The organism is Achromobacter colocynthidis, from assembly GCF_057334535.1.
This window is the reverse complement of sequence record NZ_JBHFIZ010000016.1, coordinates 14,393-38,240: the sequence shown is the minus strand read 5'-3', so window position 1 is coordinate 38,240 and position 23,848 is coordinate 14,393. Positions and strand designations below refer to the sequence as shown.

Sequence of the window (23,848 nt, the reverse complement as noted above, 5' to 3'; positions counted from 1 at the left end):
CGCGCATGCAAGACGACCCTTACGACGCCCCCTACGACGCCCCCGATCCGTCCGAACTTTTGGCAACGTTGCCCGGCTACGCCGAGCTGCAATGCCAGTCGAACTTTTCCTTCCTGCAAGGCGCCTCGCACCCGGAAGAGCTGGTCGCGCGCGCCGCCGAACTGGGCTACGCCGCGCTGGCGCTGACCGACGAATGTTCGCTGGCCGGCGTGGTCCGCGCCCACATGGAAGCCAAGACCCAGAAGCTGCCGCTGATCATCGGCGCCACGTTCCAGTTGCGCGCCGCGCCCGACGCCGGCCCGCTGGGCCTGACCCTGCTGGCGCAAACCCGCGAAGGCTACGGCAACCTGTCCGAACTCATCACGCTGGCCCGCACCCGCGCCCCCAAGGGCGAATACCGCTTGGCCCCCGACGCCCTGACCCATCCGCCCAAGGGCTCCGAGCACCTGCGCCAGGTACCGGAATGCCTGGCCATCCTGACCCCCGCCTACGGCATCGACGCCGACCGTCTGGCCGAGCAGGCGCGCTGGTTGACGCGCGTGTTTCCCAACCGCGCCTGGGTCGGACTGAACCTGCTGTACCGGTCACGCGACGACCAGCACCGCGCCGCCGTCGAACACGCCGCCCGCCAGGCCGATCTGCCCATCGTGGCCGTGGGCCAGGTGCAGATGCATGTGCGATCGCGCAAGCCCCTGCACGACACGCTGGCCGGCATCCGCACGCGCCAGCCCGTGGCCCAATGCGGCTACGAATTATCCGAAAACGCCGAACAGCATCTGCGCACCCGCATGCGCCTGGCCAATCTGTATCCACCCGACGCGCTGGCGCAAACGCTGGTGGTGGCGCGCCGCTGCGCGTTTTCGCTGGACGAACTGCGCTACGAATACCCTGACGAGGTCGTGCCGCCCGGCCACACGCCCGCCACCTATCTGCGCCAGGAAACCCTGGCCGGCGCCGCCCGCCGCTTTCCCGCCGGCGTCCCGGAAAACGTGGCCGGCCAGATCGAAAGAGAACTCGACCTGATCGGCGACCTGCGCTACGAAGCCTACTTCCTGACCGTCTACGACATCGTCCAGTACGCGCGCAGCCAGGGCATTCTGTGCCAGGGCCGGGGGTCGGCCGCCAACTCCGCCGTCTGTTATTGCCTGGGCATTACCGCGGTGGACCCGGTACGCGGCAACAACTTGTTTGAACGTTTCATAAGTAAAGAGCGCAACGAACCACCCGACATAGACGTAGATTTTGAGCACCAGCGCCGCGAAGAAGTCATCCAGTACATCTACAACAAATACGGACGCGACCGCGCCGCCCTGACCGCCGTGGTTATTTCGTACCGGCCACGCAGCGTGCTGCGCGACACCGGCAGCGCGCTGGGCGTGGACCTGGGCGTGATCGACGCCGTGGCGCGTGCGCACCAGTGGTGGGACGGTAAAAAGGAAATGCTGCGTACGCTGGGCACCTGCGGGCTGGACCCGGAATCCCGCGTGGCGCGGCAATGGGCGTCGCTGGCGCAAACCATGATGGGCTTTCCGCGCCACCTGTCGCAGCACCCGGGCGGCTTCGTGATTTCGCGCGGCAAGCTGTCGCGCCTGGTGCCCATTGAAAACGCCGCCATGCAAGACCGCAGCGTCGTGCAATGGGACAAGGACGACCTTGACGCGCTGAAACTGCTGAAAGTCGACGTGCTGGCGCTGGGCATGCTGTCGGCCTTGCGCCGCACCCTGGAGCTGGCCGGCCAGCGCCGGGGCCAGCCGCTGGCGCTGCAAGACATTCCCGAAGGCGACGTCCCCACCTACGACATGATCTGCGACGCCGACACGGTGGGCGTGTTCCAGATTGAATCGCGCGCGCAGATGACCATGCTGCCCCGCCTGCGGCCGCGCAAATACTACGACCTGGTCGTGCAGGTGGCCATCGTGCGCCCCGGCCCGATCCAGGGCGGCATGGTCCACCCCTACCTGCGCCGACGCCAGGGCAAGGAAGACGAAACCTATCCCAGCGAAAAAGTCCGTGGCGTGCTCAGCCGGACCATGGGCGTCCCCATCTTCCAGGAACAGGTGATGCAGATCGCGGTGGTGGCCGCGGGGTTCACGCCGGGCGAGGCCGACCAGTTGCGCCGGTCCATGGCTGCCTGGAAACGCAAGGGCGGCGTGGACAAATTCCGCGTCAAGCTGGTGGGCGGCCTGCTGGCGCACGGCTACACGCTGGAATTCGCCGAAGCCCTGTTCCGGCAGGTAGAGGGGTTTGGCGAATACGGCTTTCCGGAAAGCCATGCCGCCAGCTTCGCGTTGCTGGCGTACTTCAGTTCCTGGCTCAAGCGCCACGAGCCCGAAGCCTTTCTGGCCGCCCTGCTCAATTCCCAGCCCATGGGTTTCTACGCGCCCGCGCAACTGGTGCAGGACGCCCGCCGCCACGGCGTCTGCGTGCTGCCCGCCGACGTTACCGTCAGCGGCTGGGATTCGGCGCTGGAAACCCTGCCCGACGGTCACCCCGGCGCCCAGCGACGCCCGCGCCCGCACTCCCCACCCGCCGAAGACACCCGCCCCGCTGTCCGGCTGGGCCTGAGCCTGATCCAGGGCATGCGGGAAGACGCCGCGCGCCGCATCGAAGAGGCTCGCGGGCAGGCGCCTTTTACCGACACCGGCGACCTGGCCCGCCGCGCCGGGCTGAACCGCCACGACCTGAACGCCTTGGCCGCCGGCGACGCGCTGCGCACCCTGGCCGGCCACCGCCGCCAAGCCAGTTGGCAAGCCGCCGCCAGCGTCCAAAGCCGCGACCTGCTGCGTGACGCCGCCATCGTGGAAACCCAGGCCCCCCAGTTGTCGGCCCCTTCGGAAAACCAGACCGTGGCCGCCGACTACCGCAGCCTGGGGCTGACGCTGCACAGCCACCCGGTCGCCCTGTTGCGCGCGCAACTTGCCGCCCGCAATTTCCAGCCGGCCGAGGTCCTGAACGGCTATCCCGACAAGCGCGTGGCCCGCGCCTGCGGCATCGTCACCGTGCGCCAGCGGCCACAAACCTCCAAGGGCGTGATCTTCGTCACGCTGGAAGACGAAACCGGCCCCGTCAACGTGGTCGTGCGCCCGGAACTCATCGAACGCCAACGCCGCGAACTGCTGGGCGCCAAGCTGCTGGGCGTCTACGGCGCCTGGCAGAACGTGGACGGCGTACGCCACCTGATCGCGCAACGCCTGGTGGACCTGTCCGACCTGCTGGGCGGGCTGGCGGCCCATAGCCGGAATTTTCATTGAGGGGCCAACTGGCCGGTATCACGGCAGGCACGTACCCGTTCCTGATGACATTTGGATCACTATCCGCCCGCTCCACCATGCTCGAGCGGCCTATGCTCTGCGCCTCTATCAACGCCCCCTCGAGGACTCAGCATGTCACCGCCGCGATCGCGCTTTTATCGGGAGCGCCTGGCCGAACTTCATCAGCAACTGATGCTGCATCCCGTCGTGCACCAACATCTAAGCGGACAACAGATCCGGTATGACGGTATTCGCCTGCTGCCGGACAACGTGTTTTCCATGCCCTTTGGCGATATCTCCGTTCTGGAATTGACCCATTTGCTTTCCATTTTCAACGGCAGCCGTGTGCATCAACAGGCGGAACGAAAAGCAGGGCCGGATGATGCGCCGGCCGGACTGTACTTCACCGTTATCAACAATCGTCTTATTCAGGCTCCCTACAAAAACAGAATCGGGCTGTACACGGAGCAACGCCGACCGCCCCGGGCGGCGGGCTACGCACTCCACATCGACTACTACTATCTGAACGCCAGCTTGGCACCACGCTACCTGGGGCGGATCGCCTTCGCGCTCTGCGCCATCACAGCCTATTTATGGGGGCTGTCTAAAATTTCACTAGTCGCAGCAGGCGGTATCGGTTACCCCGACCGCTATATCGGCTATCAAATCTGGCCCAGACTGGGCTTTGATGCTCGCCTGCTTCCCGAAGAAACATCAGGCGAAGCGCGGTTGTCGGAATGCGCGACAGTGCAGGAAGTGCTGGCTGCGGACGAAGCGTGGTGGATCAGGAAAGGGACACAAAGGCCGATGGTTTTCGACTTGGCACCCCATAGCGCCTCATGGGAAAAGCTAGTACCCTGCTTCGATACAAAAGTCATGTCGGGAGGAGGTCTCAATGGCTGATCAAACCACATCGAAACGTATCGCCACCACCACAACCATGCACCGCACGAAGCCGGGCCATGTGTTCAAGATATCCATGAAGGGCATTCCGGTGGTCACAGAGGAAGCTTGGGCCAGACTGGAAGCCTACGCCCGACAGCCGACCACCGCACGCCGCGTTTATCCCACCTTGCCCGACGTAATCTGATCCCCCTTTCACTACCCCGTTATTGCAGCCCGTCTTGAGCCCATCTCAACGCGGGCTTTTCACTTTTTGGCGCGCCGCCGCAACGCCAGATTACAGCGCGCCTAGGCTGGTCTATCATGGCTTTTTTCGTAGTGGTGTTGTAAGGAGCTATACATGATCCGCAAGCTGATCCCTTTCATTCTGGTTGCCAGCCTGACCGCATGCGCCAACACTGGAACGTCGTCGTCCAGCGCACCGGCAGCCTCCAGCTCCTCCAGTTCATCGTCCTCGTCCGGCGCCAGCACGTCGGGCGGCGCTTCCTATGGTGGGTCGGGCTCGGCCATGCCGGGCTACGGCACCAAAACCTGCGACGCGGCCGCGCTGCAATCGCAAATTGGCCAAAAGGCCACCACGTCCTCGATGGAAGACCTGCGTACCCGCAGCGGCAGCAGCACGGCCCGCATCCTGCGCCCCGGCCAACTGGTCACCATGGAATACAACGCCACCCGTTTGAACCTGATCGTGGATGACAAAGACGTCATGACCGCCATTCGCTGCGGTTGATCTACCCCATCCCAAGCCGGCCGGCGCCTACCCTCGCCGGCCGTCTCAGCCTTCGCGCGGCAACGCCGCAGGCGGCACGTGGGGCAGGAAGGCCCCTGCCACTTCAAACGCGCATTCCTCGCGAGCGATCTCGATCACCCGCGACACGATCGGGTTGACGATGTTCTTCTTGTGTACCGCGTAGTAATTGATGGTGGGCAGATCCGGCTGTACGTCCAGCTGGCACAGCGCACCGCGTTCGACCAGCGGCGCGAAGTAGGCGCCAGGCAGATAGCTGATGCCCAGCCCCAGCATCGTCAGTTGCGCCATCATCCCCAGGCTGTTGCAGGTCAACACCCGTTTGACCGACAAGCCCTGTTCGGCGAACCAGGCGTCGTACAGATGAGACAGCGCGGAATTGGTCGGCTGCGAAATCACGGGATACGGCGCCAGGTCCTGCGGCGACAAACGCGCCTGCAAATCGATATCCAGCGCGGGGCTGGCCATCCAGACGTTGGTGACGGCGCCCAGATGGGTGCCATCGTATTGATAGCTCCAGAACGGGCCGGGCATGATGGCCAGGTCCAGTTGGTCCTGGTCCAGCCTTTCGTACAGCGTAATGCCGCCGTCGATCTCGGGCATCAGTTGCACGCGCGGATAACGCAGGCTGATCTGATTGATCAGCCGCGCCAGCCACGTCATGCCGACCAGCTCAGTCACCCCCAGCCGCACCACGCCTTCGAAACTGGCCGGGTCGGCCATGTTTTGCACGATGCGGCTATTCAGGTCCAGCATTTCACGCGCCAGCTCAAACAGCTTGCGCCCTTGCGGCGTCATGAACAGCTTTTTGGCCCGGCGCTCGAATAACGGCGACCCGGCGAAGGCTTCCAATTCCCCTACCCGCTTGGCCACCGCCGATTGCGTGGTGTGCAGTTTGCGCGAAGATGCGCTGAAGCTGCCTAGCTCGGCGCTCCAGTAAAACGCCTCTAACTGTTTAAGGGTGTACATCGCGGCGGTTGATGCGAAACGCATGGAAACCCTCACGTTACCATCGCCGCCACGGCCCTAGCCGCGTGGGTGCAGGATGTCGGCCAGAAAACGCTGAGCGCGCGGATGCGAGGGCGCGCTGAAAAAGCGCTCGGGCGTGTCCACCTCAAGAATCTCGCCACCGTCCATGAAGACGACCCGGTCGCAGACGTCGCGCGCAAAGCCCATTTCGTGAGTCACGCACACCATCGTCATGCCGTCCTTGGCCAGGCCCTTCATCACCTGCAGCACCTCGCCCACCATTTCCGGGTCCAGCGCGCTGGTCGGCTCGTCGAACAACATCACCGGCGGCTGCAATGCCAACGCGCGCGCAATCGCCACGCGCTGCTGCTGGCCGCCCGACAGCGCACCAGGGTAGGCGTCGATCTTGTTCAACAGCCCTACCCGCTCCAGCAATGCACGCGCCAATTCCACCGCCTGCTTGCGCGGCTGCTTGCGAATGTTCACCGGCGCGAAAATCACGTTTTCCAGCACGCTCATGTGCGGAAACAGGTTGAACTGCTGGAACACAAAGCCGATCTTCTGACGCAGCGCGTTCAGGTTCGCGCCCTTCTGGTAGATGTCCGCGCCGTCGATCAGGATGCGACCTTTCTCAATAGGCTCCAGCCGATTCACCGTGCGGATCATGGTCGACTTGCCCGAGCCCGACGGCCCGCACACCACCAGCACTTCGCCACGCGCCACGGACAGGTCCACGTCTTTCAGCACGTGATGGTCGCCATACCACTTGTTCACTTTTTCAAGCTTGATCATGATTCTTTCCGTTAAGCCATGGCGCGCGAGCGGCGGATACGCAGGTCCAGCCAGCTCAAGCCGCGGCTCAGGCTGAAGCACACCAGGAAATAGATAATGGCCAGGATGCCGAACACCTGCAGCGGCTGGGTCAGCACCAGGTTGTTGACCTGATTGGCCGCGAAGGTCAGCTCGTTGACGCTGATGACGTAGCCCAGGGACGTTTCCTTGATCGTGGAGACGAACTGGCTTGTCATGCTGGGCAGCACGTTGAACAGCGCCTGGGGCAGCACCACCTTGCGCATCGTCGTCCAGTAGCCCACGCCCAGCGAACGCGACGCTTCAATCTGGCCGCGCGGCACCGCCTCGATGCCCGACCGAATCACCTCGGACAAGTAGGCGCTTTCATAGACCACCAGCGCGAAGATCAGCGTCCAGAAGCCGCTGACCACCTGCCCCGTCAGCTTGGGCACCACGAAGTACGCCCAGAAGATCAGCATCAGCAGCGGCATGCCGCGCACGACGTTGACCAGCCCCTTGCTGGCGACCCGCAGCGCGCCGAACGGGCTGACGCGGGCCAGCGCGATCAACAGTGCCAGCGGCAGCGACATCAACAAGCCCAGCGCCGCCAGGATCAGCGTCAGCGCCAGTCCGCCCAAAGGCCCGTTGGGGTATTGGCCGACCAGCAGCGTCGGCCAGTATTGCATCAGCAGGTCAAGCACCGTGGCCTCCGCGATTCAAGCGATAACGGGCGTAGACGCGCGACCCCACCGCCATGATCAGGAACGATCCCAGCAGGTACATGATCGTGGCCGCGCCGAAGGTGGCGAAGGTGCGATACGTTTCGTTTTCAATTTCGCGCGCCTGATAGGTCAGCTCCATCACGCCGATCGCCATCGCCACGCTGGTGTTCTTGAACAGCAGCAACGCGCGGCCGACCAGCGGCGGAATGGAAATGCGCAACGCCTGCGGCACGATCACGTAACGCATGCATTGCAGGTAGCTTGCGCCCAGCGCGCGCGCCGCCTCGAACTGCGTCCAGGGAATGGCGCGCAGGCCGCTGCGGATGTCCTCGGCGATGTACGCGGCCGACCCCAACGCCAGCGCAATCGCCGCCAGCGACATTTCCGCGTTGTGATCGTAGAGCCACAACCTCAGCCCTTCGGGCAGCAGCTCCGGCATGCCGAAATACCAGAACAACACCTGCACCAACAGCGGCACGTTGCGGTGGTATTCCACATAGGCGTCCACCACCCAGCGGCATGGCGCCAGGTTGGTGGCCCGCACCACGACCAGCGTCACCGCGATGGCGAAGGCCATGACCCACGCCACCAGGAACAGTTGCACGGTAACCACCATGCCGCTGAGCAGCAGCTGGTATTGGGATGCATCTAGCAAGCTCATAAAGCGTCGGCCCTTGGCAATTGCGCGGCCATCAGCCGGCGATGGGGCCGATCTTGAACCCGCGCTCCAGCTTGTAGGGCGTGGTGGGGCCGAACCACTTGTCGAACAGCTTGGCCGCCACGCCCGAGCTCTCGGCTTCGTCCAGCGCCTGGTTCACGGTTTGCAGCATGCGCGTCTCGGACTTGCGCACGCCCAGGCCCCAGGGTTCGTCAAACACCGACTTGCCGATCACGCTGACGGGCGCCGTGGGCGGGCTTTGCAGCACCAGGCGCACCAGCACCAGTTCCGACGCAAACTGCGCATCCACCTTCTTTTGCTGCAAGGCCAGGTAGGTGGCCGAACTGTCGCCATAACCAATCACCTTGGACTTGTCCAGGATGCGCTTGATCTCGCGCTCCGAGCTGGAGCCCTTGGTGGCGCCAATGCGGTGACCGTTCAGCGCTTCGATGCTGTCCAGGCCCGAGTCCTTGCGCACCAACAGCTTTTGCGGGCTGACGTAGTAAGCGTGGCTGAACGCGATTTGTTCGGCGCGATCCGGCGAATAACCCAGGTTGGCGGCCAGGATGTCCACGCGCCCTTCGTTCAATTCCGGCACGCGCGCCGCCACCGACAGCAGCTTGTAGCTGATCTTCACGCCCAGCTTGTCGGCAACCAGCTTGCACACGTCCACGTCATAGCCCACCAACTGGCGGGTGGCGCCGTCCTGGAAGCTGAACGGTTGCGACGTGCCCAGCGTGCCGCAGACGAGTTCGCCGCGCGCCTTGATGTCGTCGACTTGATCCGCTTGCGCGGCGGCGCCCAGCGCCAGCGTGGCCAGGCCCAGGCAGGCCGCGAAGAAAGTGTGGCGTTTCATGGTTGATTCCCCTTGTGTGTTGTGTGGTGGTCAAACGGTCTAGCGTAGCAAGGCGCCGTGTTCAGGCCAGCTTGGCGCAGGCCTCGCGGATGGCGCAACAGCCTTGCTTGATATCCTCCAGCGACGCGGCAAACGACAGCCGGAACGTGCCCGGCGCGCCATAGGCGTTGCCATCGATCACGGCCACGCCCGCCTCGCGCAGCAGGTAATGCGTCAGGTCGGTGTCGGTGGCGATCACGTCGCCGGCGGGTGTCTTCTTGCCCAGCAGGCCCGAGCAGTCCGGAAACACGTAGAACGCGCCTTGCGGCACGACGATGCTCAGGCCCGGCGTACCGGACAGCTCGGCAACCGCCAGGTCGCGGCGCTTTTTGAAAACCTTGGCGAATTCGGTCACGCAGTCCTGTGGGCCGGACAAGGCCTCCAATGCCGCCGCCTGGCTGACCGACGACGCGCCCGACGTGCTTTGTGATTGCAGAATCGCCATCGCCTTGATCAATTCGTCGGGCCCCGCGCCATAGCCGATGCGCCAGCCCGTCATGGCGTAGGCCTTGGACACGCCGTTGACCACCAGCGTGCGGTCGGCCAGTTCGGGCGCCACCTGCAGCGGGTGCACCGTCGGCTCGTCCGTGAAATTGAGCCGGGCGTAGATGTCGTCCGTCATCAGCCAGACGTGCGGATGGCGCTTGAGCACGTCGGTCAGCCCGCGCAATTCGTCGGCGGTATAGACCGAGCCGGTAGGGTTGCTGGGCGCGTTCATCATCAACCACTTGGTGCGCGGCGTGATGGCTTGTTCCAGCGCCTGGGGCGTGAGCTTGTAGTCCGTTGCCGGCAAGGTCTGCACCACGACCGGCACACCGCCGTTGACCAGCACCATGTCGGGGTACGACACCCAGAACGGCGCGGGAATCAGCACCTCGTCACCGTCATTCAGCGTGGCGGCCAGACCGTTGAAAATCACCTGTTTGGCGCCGGTGCTCACAATGATCCGCGCCACGGGATAGTCCACGCCCGTGGCGGCTTGCACATGGCCGCGCGCGGCACGGCGCAACGCCGCCGTGCCCTGGGCAGGCGGGTATTTGGTTTCGCCGCGATTCATCGCGGCAGTGGCGGCCTGGCGAATATGTTCCGGCGTTGAAAAATCGGGTTCGCCAATCGTCAGGTCGATGATGCGGCGGCCTTGTTCGCGCAGTTCGGCGATGATGGCGCGCGCAGCGACGCTGGGCGACAGCTTGATGCGCTTGATGCGGTCGGCAATGATGCTCATTTGGCGCCGCCCGTCTTTTCGGCAATGGTCTTTGCCAACCACGGCTTGGTGTAGGTGCCGGCGCGCAGCTTTTCCTTGGCCACGGCTTCGTCGGCTTCCTTCTTTTGCGCCAGGGCCAGCACGGCGGCCGCGTGTTCGGCGGGAATCACCACCACGCCGTCGGCATCGCCCACGACCACATCGCCCGGGTTGACCACCTGCCCGCCCACGGACACCGGCACGTTGATTTCGCCCGGGCCGTCCTTATACGGACCCTTGTGCGACACGGCACGCGCAAAGCAGCCGAATTCGCCTTGGCCGAAGACGTCCACGTCGCGCACCGCGCCGTCGATGACAAAGCCCGCGATGCCGCGGGACTGTGCGTCCATCATCATCAGTTCGCCAACCAGCGCGTTACTGGCGTCGCCCGCGCCATCGACAACGATGACGTCACCCGCGGCGCCCATCGAAATTGCCTGATGAATCAACAGGTTGTCACCGGGACGGGTCTTGACGGTCAGCGCCAGGCCAACCATGCGGCGCGTGCCGCCATGCATCGGGCGCAGGCCCGACACGCCGTACAGGCGATTCATGCAGTCGCTGATCTGGGCGGAGCCGATATCGGCAAAGCTGGCCAGCACGTCGGCGGCCACGGCCGGCGCCGCCCGAGAAAGAATGCGAAATCCGATGGGAGTCATAAGAAAGTCGAGGGGGTGAATGCGTCAAGCGGTTAAGCGAATACGCATTACAAAGCCCCGCGCACCTTTCCTCAAAACGATATAAATTCCCAGCGAACCAGGAATTTTTTTCGTGCATACGCCTGTTAAGGGTTATCCCTTATTCGTAATCACGAGTGCTTAATCGTCCCCGCCGCCGTTGGCGGCCCGCGCTTCCGACAGTGCGATCGTCAGGTTGACGACCTTCTTCTTCAGCTGGTCGCGCTCTTCCGTAACGCGCGCCAGCACCCCGCGCAAGCGCGCCACTTCCGCCGGCAGGTCGGCGATGTGTTCGATGGGCACTTCGGGCGGGGCTTCGCGGGGCGGCGGCGCCTTGGCCAGGCGCACTTCGCGCGCAGCCTGTTGCAGTTCTTTCTTGCCGCCCGCCACGGCCGCGGCCTGGCGCTCGGGCGGCAATGACGCCACCGCTGCTGCCGCATTGATGGAAATGGCGCCCTCTTTCACAGCGCGCACCAGTTCCGGCGCGGCGGCTTTCTGAATCTTTTCGATCTGCCCCAGGGTGTTGCTGCTGATGCGCGCGGCGCGCGCCAGTGCCTGGCGGCTGGGCACGGGCGGCGTCCATGACATGTTGGGCGGCAGGCGCGGGGCGCCATCGGCGGCGGGCGCGCCGTCGTCCTCATCCCAAGGCGGTGATCCATCCGCCTGCTGCGCGTCGGGCGCGGCCTCGGGTGCCTCGGGCGGTGTACGCGCCAGCAAAATTTCCTTCTTGCGCAACGCCAGCACGCCGCGCTGGAAGTCCGACACGCTGCGGCGTCCCAGATGGTTTTCGATCATCCACAGATGCACGTCTTCCATCGACTTGAACGTGGTGTTCTGGCGCGTCTGGAATTCAATGCCGTGCTTCTTGCACAGGGCGTAGCGGTTGTGCCCGTCCACCAGCAGGTCGCCCCACAGCACCAACGCATCGCGGCAGCCTTCGGCCAGCAGGCTGCGTTCCAGCGCCTCGTGCTCGTCTTCGGTCAAGGGGTCTATGTAGGCGCGCAGGCCCTCGTCTATCCTGATTTCCATGGTGTCCAATTCGTTGATCTTGTCGGGCTGACGCTACGTCAGCCCCTGGCCGCGCAGAAAATCCTGAACCGCCGCCAGCCTTGCCACCGGGTCCGTCAGGCCCAGCAGACGGGTCTTGTCGTCAGGCGGCAGCGGCAGCAGTTCGCACCAGCGGTCCGCCACCCAGCCGCTGTCGTCCAGCCGGAACGGCGGTGCAATCGGCATCTTGTCGGCAGGCACGCCCTCTTGCTGCCATTGCGCCACCAGGCGCCCCAACGCATCGGCGCTGGGCTGCATGGAGGCTGGCACGGGCGTGGGCGGATCGTCGGCAATGGGCTCGGCCTGACCCATCCAAAGGCCGTATTTTGCCACTTCGCTGGAAAGCAGCCGAAACCGACTGCCGCCAATACAGCGCACTTGCAGCAAGGCGGGCATGGGCGCGTCCCACGACGCGATGCGCGCCATGGTGCCCAGCGGCGCCAGCGTCTCGACGCCCTCGGGCGAACGGACTTCGTTGCCCGCCAACAAGCCCACCACGCCGAACTCGCTGCCATCCGCGATGCAGCGACGGATCATATCCAGATAGCGCACCTCGAAAATGCGCAGATGCAGCACGCCGGCGGGAAATAGCGCGTTGGATAAGGGAAACAGCGGAATCAGCGCCATGGCCGGCTCCTTATTTGAGGGGGGAAGCGGTAGGGTCAAACCCGGTGTTGTCGACCCCGTTGGTGTTGAATCCGCCAACGTCGAACGCGGCATCCACCGGCACCTGCATGGCCGTCACCATGGCGTTGGTCTGCGCCGCCATGCCGATCACCGACAGCAGCTCGGCATGCTGGCCATCGGTCATGCCCCGGGCCTTGGCCGCCGCCGTGTGCGAATGCACGCAGTACGAGCAACCATTGGCGGTGGACACGGCGATATAGATCATCTCGCGCACCAGCGGCGACAGTTCACCGTCGGCCATCATGACTTGCTTCAACTGCGCCCACACACGCTGCAACTGCGGGGGATCGTTCGCCAGCGCGCGCCAGAAATTATTCACAAAATCAGACTTGCGCGTCGCCCGGATGTCTTCGAATACCGCCCAGGCCTGGGGGCTGTTGCGGACCTCGTCATCCGATAGCAGTTTGACCGTGCTCATGCCATTTTTTCCTTTGCGAAGACCTCTGTCAGGCGAAATTTACCGTCAAGCGGCTACAGTGCGTACTTTGCCGGCTCCTTCGGGTACCGTGGGCCGGGTTTTCCATCATAGTGCGGCAGCGCAGCGCGCACCCGCCCCCCAAAAAAAGGAAACATCATGCCCCAGCTATCCGCCTATCTCAGTTTTGACGGCAACTGCGCGGACGCCATGCGCTTCTATGAGCGCGTGCTGGGCGGCCGCCTTGAAACCCTGATCCGCTACGCCGATGCGCCTTCAGATGCGGCAATGCCCGCCCTGTCACCCGAGGACGCCGAGCGCGTCATGGTGGCCCGCCTGGTGCTGGACGAGCAGACGCTGCTGGGCAGCGACGCCACCAGCGGCCATCCCTATCCCGGCAAGCAGGGCATTGCCCTGGCCCTGGTCTACCCCACCGTGTCCGACGCCCAGCGCGTCTTCGACCAATTGGCCGACGGTGGCAACGTGACGATGCCATTGCAGAAAACATTCTGGGCAGACGCGTATGGGGCGTTGCTGGACCGATTTGGAACGCGCTGGATGGTCAGCGGCGGCAAGATCACGCATTAAGGCGTGTGTGGCATGGCACGGGGTCGCCCGCCGCGGGATTGCCCGCCGCGGGATTGCCCGCCACGCCGTCAGTGCCTCAAGCCCCCGGCCGATGCAACGCCAGCACATCGTGCAGCGATTGCGCCGCGCGTTGCAGCACCGGCACGGCGCGCAGCAGGTCGTCCAGCATGACGCGGGCCGTGGGCGCGTGGCACGCCACCGCCGCCACCACCCGGTCCTCGGCATCCTTCACCGGCACCGCCACCGCGCTCATGCCGCGCACGAATTCTTCGTTGTCGATACCAATGCCGCGCGCGGCCAGGCGTTCCAGTTCTTCTTCCAATTGCGCGGGGTCGGTCAAGGTGCGTGGCGTGTTGCGCGTCAGCGGCAGCCGGGCCAGCACGCGGCCGCGTTCCAGCCGGTTCATCGACGCCAGGAACAGCTTGCCGCTGGCCGTGCAATGCATGGGCACATGGCTGCCCACCGCGAAGAACAGCCGCAAGGGCTCCGACGTTTCCACGCGTTCCATATAGACCACGCGGTCGCCGTCGGGTGCGGTCAGGTTGCAGGTTTCGCCCAGGGTGCCCACCAGTTGCGCCAGCACCGCGCGGCAGGCCCGCGTAAACGCCGATGCGTGCAAGGTGGCCAGCGCCAGCGACGTGGCTTGCGGCCCCGGCACAAAGCCATGTTCGGTAGGCGTGGACGCCACGAAACCCGCGCGCTGCATCGCGGCCAGCAGCCGCATCAGCGTGGTCTTGGGCATGTTCAAGCGCTGCGCAAGCTGCGCCAAGGTGGGGGGATGCTGGGCGCGCGCCAGGTGTTCCAGCACCACCAGGGCACGCAGTGAACGCGCGGCCTCTTGTTGCTGCTCGGGCGTGTCGCCTTCCCCACTCGACTTCACCCCCGCCTCCGGCTTGGACGCCGATGCTGCACTGCGATTTTGAAACCGAAGTTGCATGTTCCGTTCCATTTGTCCGCCCCCACGCGCGTTGTGCTTTGTTCTACGCGCCTGCTTTCTAGAATCGCCACAGATGTCCAGCCGGTTCCCGCCTCAACACCGGATGGGATCGAGCCAGTATATAAGTGCGCCCCGCCGCAACAAGCAGGGAAAACGCGCCGTCATGGCGCGGTGCGGGTTGCGGTGCGGGTTGCTTGGGCACAGGCGGCACAACAACAGGGAGACAAGGCGATATGTCCGATACCGTGGATGTCATCGTGGTGGGCGCCGGCTCGGCCGGATGCGTGATGGCCAATCGGCTTAGCGCCGACGGCGCGCACGCCGTCTGCCTGCTGGAAGCCGGCCCCAGGGACACTTACCCCTGGATCCACATCCCCATCGGCTACGGCAAGACCATGTTCCACAAGGTGGTGAATTGGGGCTACTACACCGACCCCGACCCCAACATGCTGGGCCGCCGCATCTACTGGCCGCGCGGGCGCACCTTGGGCGGCTCCAGCGCCATCAACGGCCTGATCTACATACGCGGCCAGCGCGCCGACTACGACGCCTGGGCGCGCGCGGGCAACCCCGGCTGGGGCTGGGACGACTGCCTGCCCTACTTTCGAAAATTGGAAAACAACGACCTGGGCGAAGGACCCACCCGGGGCGTGGACGGCCCCTTGCACGCCACGTCCATCAAGACGCCGCACCCGCTGGTGGAAGCGATGATCGCCGCCGCCGGAACGCTGGGCGTGCCCGCTGTGCGGGACTTCAACACGGGCGACCAGGAAGGCGTGGGCTACTACCAACTGACCACGCGCAACGGCCGCCGCTGCTCCACCGCCGTGGCCTACTTGCGGCCCGCCGAAGACCGCCCCAACCTGCGCGTGGAAACCGATGCCCACGCCATGGCGATTCTGTTTGAAGGCGGACGCGCCTGCGGCGTGCGCTACCGGCAAGGCGGCCAGGTGCGAACGCTACGCGCGCGGCGCGAGGTAGTGCTATGCGCGGGCGCGCTGCAATCGCCGCAGTTGCTGCAACTATCGGGCGTGGGGCCGGCCGCGCTGCTGCGCCAGTTTGGTATCCGCGTCGTGCGCGACCTGCCCGGCGTTGGTGAAAACCTGCAAGACCATCTTCAGATCCGGCTGATCTACGAAACCACGCGGCCCATCACCACCAACGACCAGTTGCGCAGCCTGCATGGGCGCGTGCGCATGGGCTTGCAATGGCTGCTGTTCCGGGGCGGCCCGCTGGCGGTCGGCATCAACCAGGGCGGCCTGTTCTGCCGGGTGGACCCGGCCAGCCAAACGCCCGACACCCAGTACCACTTCGCCACGCTGTCGGCCGACATGGCCGGCGGCAAGGTGCATCCGTTTTCAGGATGCACGTACTCCGTCTGCCAGTTGCGCCCGACGTCGCGCGGCCAGGTGCGGTTGCGCAGCGCGGACCCGTTCGAAGCGCCGTCCATGCAGGCCAACTACCTGTCCACGGAACTGGACCGCCGCATGACCGTGGCGGCCGTCAAGCATGCGCGGCGGCTGGCCGCGACCGAGCCGCTAGCCGGGCTGATGAAACGCGAGTTCCGGCCCGGGCCCGCCGTGCGCACGGATGACGACATCCTGCATTTCTGCCGCGAACATGGGGCCACCATCTTCCACCCCTCGGGCACGGCCAAGATGGGGCCGCGCAGCGATCCGATGGCCGTGGTGGACGAACGCCTGCGCGTGCATGGCGTGGCCGGACTGCGGGTGGTGGACTGCTCCATCATGCCCACGCTGGTCTCGGGCAACACCAATGCGCCCGTGGTGATGCTGGCCGAACGCGCGGCCGATTTCATGCTGGAAGATTTCAAGCTGTCCCGGCGCCGGGCGGATCTTGTCACCGCCTGATCGCACCCCATCGACAAGGAAGTCCCCAACGAAGCTCAAGCCAGACCCGCGCACGGCGCCGCAGAGCGCCCCGCCCCATCAAAGGAGACTGCAATGCCCAAGCAAAACGAAGCCGCGGTACGCAAGGTCGTCACCGCATCGCTGATCGGCGCCACCATCGAGTGGTACGACTTTTTTCTATACGGTGTGGTGGCCGGCATCGTATTCAACAAGCTGTACTTTCCCACCGGCGACCCGCTGGTCTCCACCATGCTGGCCTACACCACCTTCGCGGTGGGCTTCATCACCCGGCCGCTGGGCGGGCTGATCTTCGGCCACTTCGGCGCCCGCATCGGCCGCAAGAGCATGCTGGTAATGACGCTGATGATCATGGGCGTGTCCACCTTTCTGATCGGCCTGGTGCCCACCTACGACAGCATCGGCGTGTGGGCGCCCATCCTGTTGCTGCTGCTGCGCATCTTCCAGGGCATCGGCCTGGGTGGTGAATGGGGCGGCGCGGTGTTGATGGCCTACGAATACGCGCCGCCGGGCAAGAAAGGCTTTTATGCGTCGCTGCCGCAGATCGGGCTGGCGATCGGGCTGTGCCTGGCGTCCGGCACGGTGGCGCTGCTGTCCACCTTGCTGACCGACGAACAGTTCATGGCCTGGGGCTGGCGCATCGCCTTCCTGGCGTCCGCCGCCATGGTGCTGGTGGGCATGTACATCCGGCTGAACATCAAGGAAACGCCGGAGTTCACGGCCGTTAAGGCCAACAATGCCGAAAGCCGCATTCCGTTCTTCGACATGCTCAAGCGCTACCCCGGCAACGTGTTCAAGGGCATGGGCGCGCGCTACATCGACGGCGTGTTCTTCAACGTGTTCGGCGTGTTTTCCATTTCGTACCTGACGCAGACCGTGCAGATCACCCGCACCGAGGCGCTGATCGGCGTCATGGCCGCCGCGCTGGTGATGTGCTTTTTCATCCCCTTCTTCGGCCGCTTGTCCGACCGCATCGGCCGCACGCGCGTCTACTTCTGGGGCTCGTTGATCACGGCGCTGGCATCGTTTCCAGGCTTCTGGCTGATGCTGAACAGCCAGGGCAACGTGATGCTGATCTGGCTTGCCATCATCATCCCGTTCGGCATCTTCTACGCCGCCGTGTACGGACCCGAAGCCGCGCTGTTCTGCGAGCTCTTCGACGCCAAGGTGCGCTACACGGGGATCTCGTTCGTGTACCAGTTCTCGGGCATCTTCGCCTCGGGCATCACGCCCATCATCGCCACCGCGCTACTGAAGACGGGCGGTGGGCAGCCATGGCTGATCTGCCTGTACGTGCTGTTTGCCGGCGCGGTATCGGCGTGGTGCGCGTGGCTGATCGGGCGTGGCAAGCCCGCCGAAGACCCGGTCGCGCAGTCTTCGGCGCCCCTGCCTCGCGCGGGCTTGCGCAAGGCCTGAGCGTGGCCGTTCAGTTGGCTTGCGCCACGGGCGGCTGGACGCCGGTCCCGCCGCCACCCAGCGCTTTGAACAAGGTCGCCAGCGCAATCTGGCGCTGCGTACTGACCTCGATATAGGTCAACTGATCGGTGAACGCACTGCGCTGCGCGTCCAGATAGCGCAGATGGCTGTCCACGCCACCGCGATAGCGCGCTTCCGACAGCCGCATCGCTTCCTGGCTGGACTCGGCCAAGGCCCGCCGCGAGGCCTCTTCGCGCCGCAAGGTGTCCGTGGCGGCAAGCGCGTCGGACACCTCTTTGAACGCGGTCTGGATCGCCAGCTCGTACTGCGCCACCGCGATGTCCTTGCGCACCGTCGCCAGGTCCAGGTTGGCCACATTGCGACCGCCCGAGAAAATGGGCAGCGTGATCTGCGGCGTGAACGACCAAGCCCGCTGACCACCGCCGAACAGGTCGGACAGGTCCGCGCTGGACGAACCAAACAGGCCCGTCAGCGTAATGCTGGGAAAGAACGCCGCCCGCGCCGCGCCGATGCTGGCGTTGCGCGCTTGCAGTTCATGTTCGGCGGCCAGGATGTCGGGCCGACGTTCCAGCAGTTCCGACGGCGCGCCCGCCGCAATCTCCTGCACCAACACGGGCGACGTGGGCAACTGCGTGGGAAGGTACGGACGCAAATCGTTCACACCCACCAACAGGGCCAGCGCGTTGCCGGCCTGGCGGACTTCGCGGTCGATGCGCTCGCGCTCGGCGCGTGCCTGTTCGGTCAGGCCCAAGGCCTCTTGGTAGTCCAGCGCCGTGGCCGCGCCGGCCTGGCGCCGTTGGGCGGTCAGGTGCAGCGACGCCTCGCGGCTGGCCAGCGTCTGCTCGGTGACTTGCAGGCGGCGCATCGCGCTGTCGCGCGTGAGATACGCCTGGATCACTTCAGCCACCAAGCTGATGCGGGTGCTGTGCGCGGTTTCCTCGGTGGCCAGATAGCTTTGCAGCGCGGCGTCCGACAGGCTGCGCACGCGGCCAAACAGGTCGATCTCGAACGAGGTCAGCCCAATACCGGCCTGGTAGCTGCTTTGCACGGCCGAACTGCCCGTGCTGTTCAGGTCACCCGGCACCCGCTGCCGCGTGCCCGTGCCTTGCGCGTTGATGCCCGGCAGGCGGTCGGCGCGTTCAATGCGGTACTGCGCGCGAGCCGCCTCGATATTCAGCACGGCCTGGCGCAGGTCGCGGTTATTGTCCAGCGCCAACGACACCAGTTGGCGCAAGGGCTCGTCGGTAACGAAGGCCTGCCAGTCCAGCGTGCCGGCCGCCGACGGCGCCGAGGCTTCCGGCTGGCCGAACTGCGTGGGGATGGGCGCATCGGGCCGTTGATAGACCGGCGCCATCGAGCAGCCGGCCAGCGCCGCCGTCAACATCAGGGCGCCCAGGGTGCGCGAAAAAGAAGTTTGCATCATGACGGTCATTCCTCGGCCGTGCGCGTGGCAGGCAAGGCATCGGGGGCCGGCTTGCTGCGGTTCTTGGGCAGCAGCGACAGCACCCAGACAAAGAAGATGGGCACGAAAATCACGCCCAACAAGGTGGCGGTCAGCATGCCGCCGATCACGCCCACGCCCAAGGCGCGCTGGCTGGCCGCGCCCGCGCCGCTGGCCAGCGCCAGGGGCACCACGCCCAGAATGAACGCCAGCGACGTCATCACGATGGGGCGAAAGCGCAGCTTGGCGGCCTGGATGGCGGCGTCCGCCAACGAATGGCCCTGTTCGCGCAGGCTCTTGGCGAACTCCACGATCAGGATGGCGTTCTTGGCCGCCAAGCCGATGATGGTGATCAGGCCCACCTTGAAGTACACATCGTTGGACATGCCCAGCACGGTTACCGCCAACACCGAACCCAGCGCGCCGATCGGCACGATCAGCATCACCGACGCCGGAATGGCCCAGCTTTCATACAGCGCGACCATCAGCAGGAACACCACCAGGAACGCCAGCGCGAACAGCATGGGCGCCTGCGCCCCAGCGAATTTCTCTTGGTACGACAGGCCGGTCCATTCGTAGCCAATGCCGTTGGGCAGTTCGGACACGATCTTTTCAATCACGGCCATGGCCTCGCCCGTGCTGTGCCCCGGCATCGCGTCGCCCGCGATCTTGAACGCGGGGTAGCCGTTGTAGCGCGAGATCTGCACGGGGCCATTTTCCCAATCGGTCTTGACGAAGGCCGACAGCGGCACCATGCCTCCCGACTTGTTCGGCACGTTCAGCATCAGGATGCTTTCGGGCGTCATCCGGTCACGCACGTCGGCCTGCACCACCACGCGCTGCAAGCGCCCGGCGTTGGCAAAGTCGTTGACGGTGGCCGACCCATAGGCCGACGAGATCGCCGTGCTGATCGTGTCAAAGCCCACGCCCAGCGCTTCGGCCTTCTGGCGGTCGATGTCCAGGCGCAGCTGCGGCGCGTCGGCCAGGCCTTCCATCATGGCGTAGGCGATGACGGGCGAGCTATTGGCCTTGGCCAGCAATTGGTTGCGTGCGTCGGTCAGCGCCTGGCGGCCCAAGCCGCCCCGGTCTTGCAGGCGCAGCGCAAAGCCGCCTGAATTGCCCAGGCCGTCGATGGGCGGCGGGTTCACGGCCATGATGGAACCGTCCGGGATCACCGCGAAGCGTTCGTTCACGCCCGCCGCGACGTCAGAGGCGGCTTGGCCCTTGCCGCGTTCAGACCAGTCTTTCAGCGTGGGAAAGGCAATGCCCGCGTTCTGGCCGGTGCCCGAAAAGCTGAAGCCCATCACGGTAAAGGCGTCGCCCATCGCGTCCAGCGACATCAGGTGTTCCTCGACATCCGCCACGACCTTGTCGGTGCGGTTGTAGGTAGCGCCCGGCGGCAACTGCACGTCAACAATGACGTAGCCCTGGTCTTCGGCCGGCACGAAGGATTCCGGCACGCGCACGTACAACACGCCCAGCACCGCCACGATGGCCACATAGATCACCATGTAGCGGCCGGTGCGCTTGACCAGCCGCGAGTTCAGCGCTTCGAAGCGCCCGGTCAGGCGGTTGAACATGCGGTTGAAGCCGCCGAAGAAGCCCTTCTTCTCGTCGTGATGCCCCTTCGGGATAGGCTTGAGGAAGGTGGCGCACAACGCCGGCGTGAAGGTCAGCGCCAAGAAGCCCGAGAACAGAATCGACACCGCCAGCGACAGCGAGAACTGCTGGTAAATCACGCCCACCGAGCCGCTCATGAAGGCCAGCGGCAGGAACACGGCGGACAGCACCAGCGTGATGCCGATGATGGCACCCGATACCTGCTCCATGGCTTTGATCGTGGCCTCGCGCGGGGGCAGGCCCTCTTCGGCCATGATGCGTTCCACGTTTTCGACCACCACGATGGCGTCGTCCACCAGGATGCCGATGGCCAGCACCATGCCGAACATCGTCATCATGTTGACCGAGAAGCCCAGCACCGACATCACCCCGAACGTGCCCAACAAGCAGACCGGCACGACGATGGTCGGGATAAGCGTGTAGCGGAAATTCTGCAGGAACAGGAACATCACCAGGAAGACCAACACCATGGCTTCCAGCAGCGTATGCACGACCTTGGTGATGGCCACGCTGACAAAGCGCGAGGTATCAAAAGGCACCGAGAATTCCACGTCCTCGGGGAACGAGGCCGACAATTCCTGCAAGCGCGCCTTCACGGCCTTAACCGTGTCGATGGCGTTGGCGCCGGGCGCCAACTGCACCGCCGCGCCCACCGACTTCTTGCCGTTCAAGCGCGTTTCAAAGTCGTAGCTCTGGCGCCCCACTTCCAGGCGCGCCACGTCCGATAGATGCACAACCGAGCCGTCGGCGTTCGCGCGCAGCACGATGTTGCCGAATTCCTCCGGCGAATCCAGCATGCCCTTGACGGCCAGCGTAGCCGTCAGCTCTTGTTCGGCCGAACCGGGGCGACTGCCGAAACTACCGGCCGGCACCTGCACGTTCTGGGCCGCGATGGCCGCGTTGACGTCCGCCACCGACAGGCCCAGGCCCAGCAGTTTCTGCGGGTCGATCCACACGCGCATGGCCGCTTCGGCGCCAAAGAACTGCACCTTGCCCACGCCTTTGACGCGGCGGATTTCGTTGTTGATGTGGCGCGCGGCATAGTCCGACAAGCCCACCACGTCCTTGTGCGCGTCTTCGCCCTTGTAGGTCAGCGCGTAGATCATCAGGAAGTTCGAGCTGGCCTGCTCCACCTGCAAGCCCTGCTGCGTAACCGCCTGCGGCAAGCGTGCTTCCGCCTTCTTGATGCGGTTCTGCACGTCCACCTGCGCCAGGTCCGGGTCCATGCCCGGTTCGAACGTGACGGTGATTTCAGCGCTGCCGCTAGAACTGCTGGACGACTCGTAATACAGCATGTTCTTGGCGCCGTTCAGCTCTTCTTCGATGACGCTGGTCACCGAATCCACCAGCACCGAGGCCGATGCGCCGGGATAGGTGGCGGCAATGGTCACCTGGGGCGGCGCCACCACCGGAAATTGCGACACCGGCAGCGACGGAATCGCCAGCAAGCCCGCCAGCGAAATGAAGATGGCCACCACCCACGCAAAATTGGGGCGGCCAATAAAAAACTTGGACATGATCTACCTTTGGGAATGCACGCAGTGCGTGGGCGGCTGCTTAGTTCGCGGCATGGCTGGCGGCCGGATCGGTGGCCGCGTTGCTTGCCGCGTTGTTCACCGCAACGCGTGCTTGTTCAGCGGGCGGCGCCACGCTGACTTTCTGGCCGGGCACGGCGGCCGACACCCCGCCGACGATCACGCGGTCGCCCACCGCCAGGCCGTCGACGATGTGCCAGTCCGAGCCGCGCATCGTGCCGGTTTGCACGGCGCGCGATTCCACCACGTCGTCCTTGCCCACCAGCATCACCTGCGGTTTGCCATCGGTGCTGCGCGTGACCGCGCGCTGCGGAACCAGGATGGCGTTCGGGTCCACGCCCTGCTTTGTTTCCACGCGCACGTACATGCCGGGCAACAGCAACACATCGGGGTTGGTGAATTCGCCGCGCACCGACACCTGGCCCGTTGTCCGGTCTACCGCGATGTCCGAGAACAGCAGCTTGCCGCTACGGCGTTCGTCCGTGCCGTCGATCGTGATCGAGATGCTGGCGCCCTCGCCCTGCCCCAGGCTGCCGTTCTGCAACGCCGCGCGCATGCGCAGCATGTCGGCCACGGGCTGGTTGAAGTCGACGTAGATGGGGTCCAGTTGCTGGATCGTTGCCATGGCGGTGGCTTCGTTCTGGCCAACCAGCGCGCCTTCGGTCACCTGCGCACGGCCGATGCGGCCAGAGATCGGCGCCTTGACGGTGGCGTAGTCCAGGTTCAGTTGCGCGGTCTCGACGTCGGCCTGGGCCGACCGGCGCGCGGCCTGGGCGCTTTTCAGCGTGGTGGTGGCGGTGTCGAAATCCTGCTGGCTGACGGCTTCGATCTTCACCAAGGGGGTGTAGCGCTTCAAGATGGCCTGCGCGTCGGCCACGGCGGCGTCCGCCTTGGCCAGCTCGCCCTGGGCGCGCGACAGCGCGGCCTTGAACGGCGCGGGGTCGATGCGGAACAGCACATCGCCCGCCTTCACATCGGCGCCTTCCTCAAAGTTGCGGGTCAACACGATGCCCGCCACGCGGGCACGCACTTCGGCCACCCGAACCGGTTCGACGCGCCCGGGCAAGGTGCTGGACAGCGCGTAGCGCTGCGCTTGCACCTCAACCACCTGCACCGGACGTGGCGTGTCCGCCTGCGCCTGGTTGGAGCTTTCGCCGCCGCAGCCGGCCAGAACCAAAGTCAAGCCCAGGGCCGCCACCAATGCCGTTGCAGGCAAGCGCCGCTTCATCTGAATCTTCATTTTTTTACCTTGCGCCCCGCGGCACTGTTTTTTCACCAAGTGGCGGATGCTACTGGAAAGATTGATTTGAATCAATAACGATTCATTTGATTATCAAAAGTTCATCAAAGAAGTTTCAAGAGCTTTTGCTTGTCAAAAACGCAAAAGTTTGCAC

21 protein-coding genes are annotated in these 23,848 nt (G+C 64.9%); 7 read left to right on the top strand and 14 right to left on the bottom strand.

Annotation, left to right across the window (positions count from 1 at the left end; all coding sequences use genetic code 11):
* Positions 1–5: 5 nt before the first annotated feature.
* The 4 genes from ACE04A_RS06015 to ACE04A_RS06000 all read left to right on the top strand — a co-directional run bounded on the left by ACE04A_RS06015 (position 6) and on the right by ACE04A_RS06000 (position 4,884).
* Positions 6–3,251 (top strand): error-prone DNA polymerase, encoded by a 3,246-nt coding sequence (locus ACE04A_RS06015; RefSeq protein WP_485819943.1) that lies wholly within the window; start codon positions 6–8, stop codon positions 3,249–3,251.
* Between the two features lie 132 nt (positions 3,252–3,383).
* Complete coding sequence (locus tag ACE04A_RS06010) at positions 3,384–4,154, top strand: hypothetical protein (protein ID WP_448715829.1); 771 nt, start codon at positions 3,384–3,386, stop codon at positions 4,152–4,154.
* Complete coding sequence (locus tag ACE04A_RS06005; protein WP_438858423.1) at positions 4,147–4,341, top strand: hypothetical protein; 195 nt, start codon at positions 4,147–4,149, stop codon at positions 4,339–4,341. Before ACE04A_RS06010 ends, ACE04A_RS06005 begins: the two co-directional genes overlap by 8 nt.
* Before the next feature lie 153 nt (positions 4,342–4,494).
* A complete protein-coding gene (locus ACE04A_RS06000; RefSeq protein WP_448715828.1) occupies positions 4,495–4,884 on the top strand; it encodes an I78 family peptidase inhibitor in 390 nt (129 codons plus the stop codon).
* A 45-nt stretch (positions 4,885–4,929) separates the two neighbouring features.
* Here ACE04A_RS06000 and ACE04A_RS05995 read toward each other — a convergent pair whose 3' ends face one another.
* The 10 genes from ACE04A_RS05995 to ACE04A_RS05950 form a co-directional block, all read right to left on the bottom strand.
* A complete protein-coding gene (locus ACE04A_RS05995; protein WP_279997527.1) occupies positions 4,930–5,895 on the bottom strand; it encodes a LysR family transcriptional regulator in 966 nt (321 codons plus the stop codon).
* A gap of 33 nt (positions 5,896–5,928) precedes the next feature.
* Entirely contained in the window at positions 5,929–6,663 is a 735-nt protein-coding gene (locus tag ACE04A_RS05990) for an amino acid ABC transporter ATP-binding protein (protein WP_100855998.1), read from the bottom strand.
* Between the two features lie 11 nt (positions 6,664–6,674).
* Positions 6,675–7,364 (bottom strand): amino acid ABC transporter permease, encoded by a 690-nt coding sequence (locus tag ACE04A_RS05985; protein WP_259248135.1) that lies wholly within the window; start codon positions 7,362–7,364, stop codon positions 6,675–6,677.
* Positions 7,357–8,046 carry an amino acid ABC transporter permease gene (locus tag ACE04A_RS05980; protein ID WP_259248137.1) on the bottom strand — a complete coding sequence of 230 codons (690 nt, stop codon included), beginning with the start codon at positions 8,044–8,046 and terminating at the stop codon, positions 7,357–7,359. The genes ACE04A_RS05985 and ACE04A_RS05980 overlap by 8 nt, the downstream gene beginning before the upstream one ends.
* A 31-nt stretch (positions 8,047–8,077) precedes the next feature.
* Positions 8,078–8,899, bottom strand: a complete 822-nt coding sequence (locus tag ACE04A_RS05975; RefSeq protein ID WP_259248138.1) for an ABC transporter substrate-binding protein — start codon at positions 8,897–8,899, stop codon at positions 8,078–8,080.
* Positions 8,900–8,960: 61 nt separating this feature from the next.
* Positions 8,961–10,163, bottom strand: a complete 1,203-nt coding sequence (locus tag ACE04A_RS05970; RefSeq protein WP_438858420.1) for an aminotransferase class I/II-fold pyridoxal phosphate-dependent enzyme — start codon at positions 10,161–10,163, stop codon at positions 8,961–8,963.
* Complete coding sequence (locus ACE04A_RS05965) at positions 10,160–10,840, bottom strand: RraA family protein (RefSeq protein WP_448715826.1); 681 nt, start codon at positions 10,838–10,840, stop codon at positions 10,160–10,162. The genes ACE04A_RS05970 and ACE04A_RS05965 overlap by 4 nt, the downstream gene beginning before the upstream one ends.
* 159 nt (positions 10,841–10,999) lie before the next feature.
* The gene (locus ACE04A_RS05960) at positions 11,000–11,887 is read right to left on the bottom strand and encodes a ParB N-terminal domain-containing protein (RefSeq protein ID WP_279997530.1); all 888 of its coding nucleotides are present in this window, start codon (positions 11,885–11,887) and stop codon (positions 11,000–11,002) included.
* A 33-nt stretch (positions 11,888–11,920) separates the two neighbouring features.
* Complete coding sequence (locus ACE04A_RS05955; RefSeq protein WP_259248154.1) at positions 11,921–12,532, bottom strand: LON peptidase substrate-binding domain-containing protein; 612 nt, start codon at positions 12,530–12,532, stop codon at positions 11,921–11,923.
* A 10-nt stretch (positions 12,533–12,542) separates the two neighbouring features.
* Complete coding sequence (locus ACE04A_RS05950; protein WP_259248155.1) at positions 12,543–13,010, bottom strand: carboxymuconolactone decarboxylase family protein; 468 nt, start codon at positions 13,008–13,010, stop codon at positions 12,543–12,545.
* Between the two features lie 156 nt (positions 13,011–13,166).
* Here ACE04A_RS05950 and ACE04A_RS05945 point away from each other — a divergent pair, with 156 nt between their 5' ends.
* On the top strand, positions 13,167–13,595 hold the full coding sequence (locus tag ACE04A_RS05945; protein WP_050446599.1) for a VOC family protein: 429 nt from the start codon (positions 13,167–13,169) through the stop codon (positions 13,593–13,595).
* A 76-nt stretch (positions 13,596–13,671) separates the two neighbouring features.
* Here ACE04A_RS05945 and ACE04A_RS05940 read toward each other — a convergent pair whose 3' ends face one another.
* On the bottom strand, positions 13,672–14,544 hold the full coding sequence (locus ACE04A_RS05940; protein ID WP_279997533.1) for an IclR family transcriptional regulator: 873 nt from the start codon (positions 14,542–14,544) through the stop codon (positions 13,672–13,674).
* Positions 14,545–14,765: 221 nt separating this feature from the next.
* Here ACE04A_RS05940 and ACE04A_RS05935 point away from each other — a divergent pair, with 221 nt between their 5' ends.
* Together ACE04A_RS05935 and ACE04A_RS05930 are read left to right on the top strand one after the other, a co-directional pair.
* Complete coding sequence (locus tag ACE04A_RS05935) at positions 14,766–16,403, top strand: GMC family oxidoreductase (RefSeq protein ID WP_485819942.1); 1,638 nt, start codon at positions 14,766–14,768, stop codon at positions 16,401–16,403.
* A 93-nt stretch (positions 16,404–16,496) separates the two neighbouring features.
* Entirely contained in the window at positions 16,497–17,837 is a 1,341-nt protein-coding gene (locus ACE04A_RS05930; RefSeq protein WP_448715823.1) for an MFS transporter, read from the top strand.
* 10 nt (positions 17,838–17,847) lie between these two features.
* Here ACE04A_RS05930 and ACE04A_RS05925 read toward each other — a convergent pair whose 3' ends face one another.
* Genes ACE04A_RS05925 through ACE04A_RS05915 form a run of 3 tightly spaced genes read right to left on the bottom strand, consistent with a single transcriptional unit; the run spans position 17,848 to position 23,694 of the window.
* Positions 17,848–19,281 carry an efflux transporter outer membrane subunit gene (locus ACE04A_RS05925; RefSeq protein WP_485819941.1) on the bottom strand — a complete coding sequence of 478 codons (1,434 nt, stop codon included), beginning with the start codon at positions 19,279–19,281 and terminating at the stop codon, positions 17,848–17,850.
* A gap of 5 nt (positions 19,282–19,286) precedes the next feature.
* Complete coding sequence (locus ACE04A_RS05920) at positions 19,287–22,436, bottom strand: multidrug efflux RND transporter permease subunit (RefSeq protein ID WP_279997537.1); 3,150 nt, start codon at positions 22,434–22,436, stop codon at positions 19,287–19,289.
* Between the two features lie 40 nt (positions 22,437–22,476).
* A complete protein-coding gene (locus tag ACE04A_RS05915) occupies positions 22,477–23,694 on the bottom strand; it encodes an efflux RND transporter periplasmic adaptor subunit (RefSeq protein ID WP_485819940.1) in 1,218 nt (405 codons plus the stop codon).
* Positions 23,695–23,848: the final 154 nt, after the last annotated feature.

Bases quoted from the DNA above. Each gene is read 5' to 3' on its own strand.
- ACE04A_RS05935 (WP_485819942.1), top strand. From the start codon at position 14,766: ATGTCCGATACCGTGGATGTCATCGTGGTGGGCGCCGGCTCGGCCGGA.
- ACE04A_RS06015 (WP_485819943.1), top strand. From the start codon at position 6: ATGCAAGACGACCCTTACGACGCCCCCTACGACGCCCCCGATCCGTCC.
- ACE04A_RS05930 (WP_448715823.1), top strand. From the start codon at position 16,497: ATGCCCAAGCAAAACGAAGCCGCGGTACGCAAGGTCGTCACCGCATCG.
- ACE04A_RS05960 (WP_279997530.1), bottom strand. From the start codon at position 11,887: ATGGAAATCAGGATAGACGAGGGCCTGCGCGCCTACATAGACCCCTTG.
- ACE04A_RS05955 (WP_259248154.1), bottom strand. From the start codon at position 12,532: ATGGCGCTGATTCCGCTGTTTCCCTTATCCAACGCGCTATTTCCCGCC.
- ACE04A_RS06000 (WP_448715828.1), top strand. From the start codon at position 4,495: ATGATCCGCAAGCTGATCCCTTTCATTCTGGTTGCCAGCCTGACCGCA.
- ACE04A_RS05980 (WP_259248137.1), bottom strand. From the start codon at position 8,046: ATGAGCTTGCTAGATGCATCCCAATACCAGCTGCTGCTCAGCGGCATG.
- ACE04A_RS05945 (WP_050446599.1), top strand. From the start codon at position 13,167: ATGCCCCAGCTATCCGCCTATCTCAGTTTTGACGGCAACTGCGCGGAC.
- ACE04A_RS05975 (WP_259248138.1), bottom strand. From the start codon at position 8,899: ATGAAACGCCACACTTTCTTCGCGGCCTGCCTGGGCCTGGCCACGCTG.
- ACE04A_RS05990 (WP_100855998.1), bottom strand. From the start codon at position 6,663: ATGATCAAGCTTGAAAAAGTGAACAAGTGGTATGGCGACCATCACGTG.
- ACE04A_RS06005 (WP_438858423.1), top strand. From the start codon at position 4,147: ATGGCTGATCAAACCACATCGAAACGTATCGCCACCACCACAACCATG.
- ACE04A_RS05915 (WP_485819940.1), bottom strand. From the start codon at position 23,694: ATGAAGATTCAGATGAAGCGGCGCTTGCCTGCAACGGCATTGGTGGCG.
- ACE04A_RS05970 (WP_438858420.1), bottom strand. From the start codon at position 10,163: ATGAGCATCATTGCCGACCGCATCAAGCGCATCAAGCTGTCGCCCAGC.
- ACE04A_RS05925 (WP_485819941.1), bottom strand. From the start codon at position 19,281: ATGATGCAAACTTCTTTTTCGCGCACCCTGGGCGCCCTGATGTTGACG.
- ACE04A_RS05965 (WP_448715826.1), bottom strand. From the start codon at position 10,840: ATGACTCCCATCGGATTTCGCATTCTTTCTCGGGCGGCGCCGGCCGTG.
- ACE04A_RS05940 (WP_279997533.1), bottom strand. From the start codon at position 14,544: ATGGAACGGAACATGCAACTTCGGTTTCAAAATCGCAGTGCAGCATCG.
- ACE04A_RS05950 (WP_259248155.1), bottom strand. From the start codon at position 13,010: ATGAGCACGGTCAAACTGCTATCGGATGACGAGGTCCGCAACAGCCCC.
- ACE04A_RS05995 (WP_279997527.1), bottom strand. From the start codon at position 5,895: ATGCGTTTCGCATCAACCGCCGCGATGTACACCCTTAAACAGTTAGAG.
- ACE04A_RS06010 (WP_448715829.1), top strand. From the start codon at position 3,384: ATGTCACCGCCGCGATCGCGCTTTTATCGGGAGCGCCTGGCCGAACTT.
- ACE04A_RS05920 (WP_279997537.1), bottom strand. From the start codon at position 22,436: ATGTCCAAGTTTTTTATTGGCCGCCCCAATTTTGCGTGGGTGGTGGCC.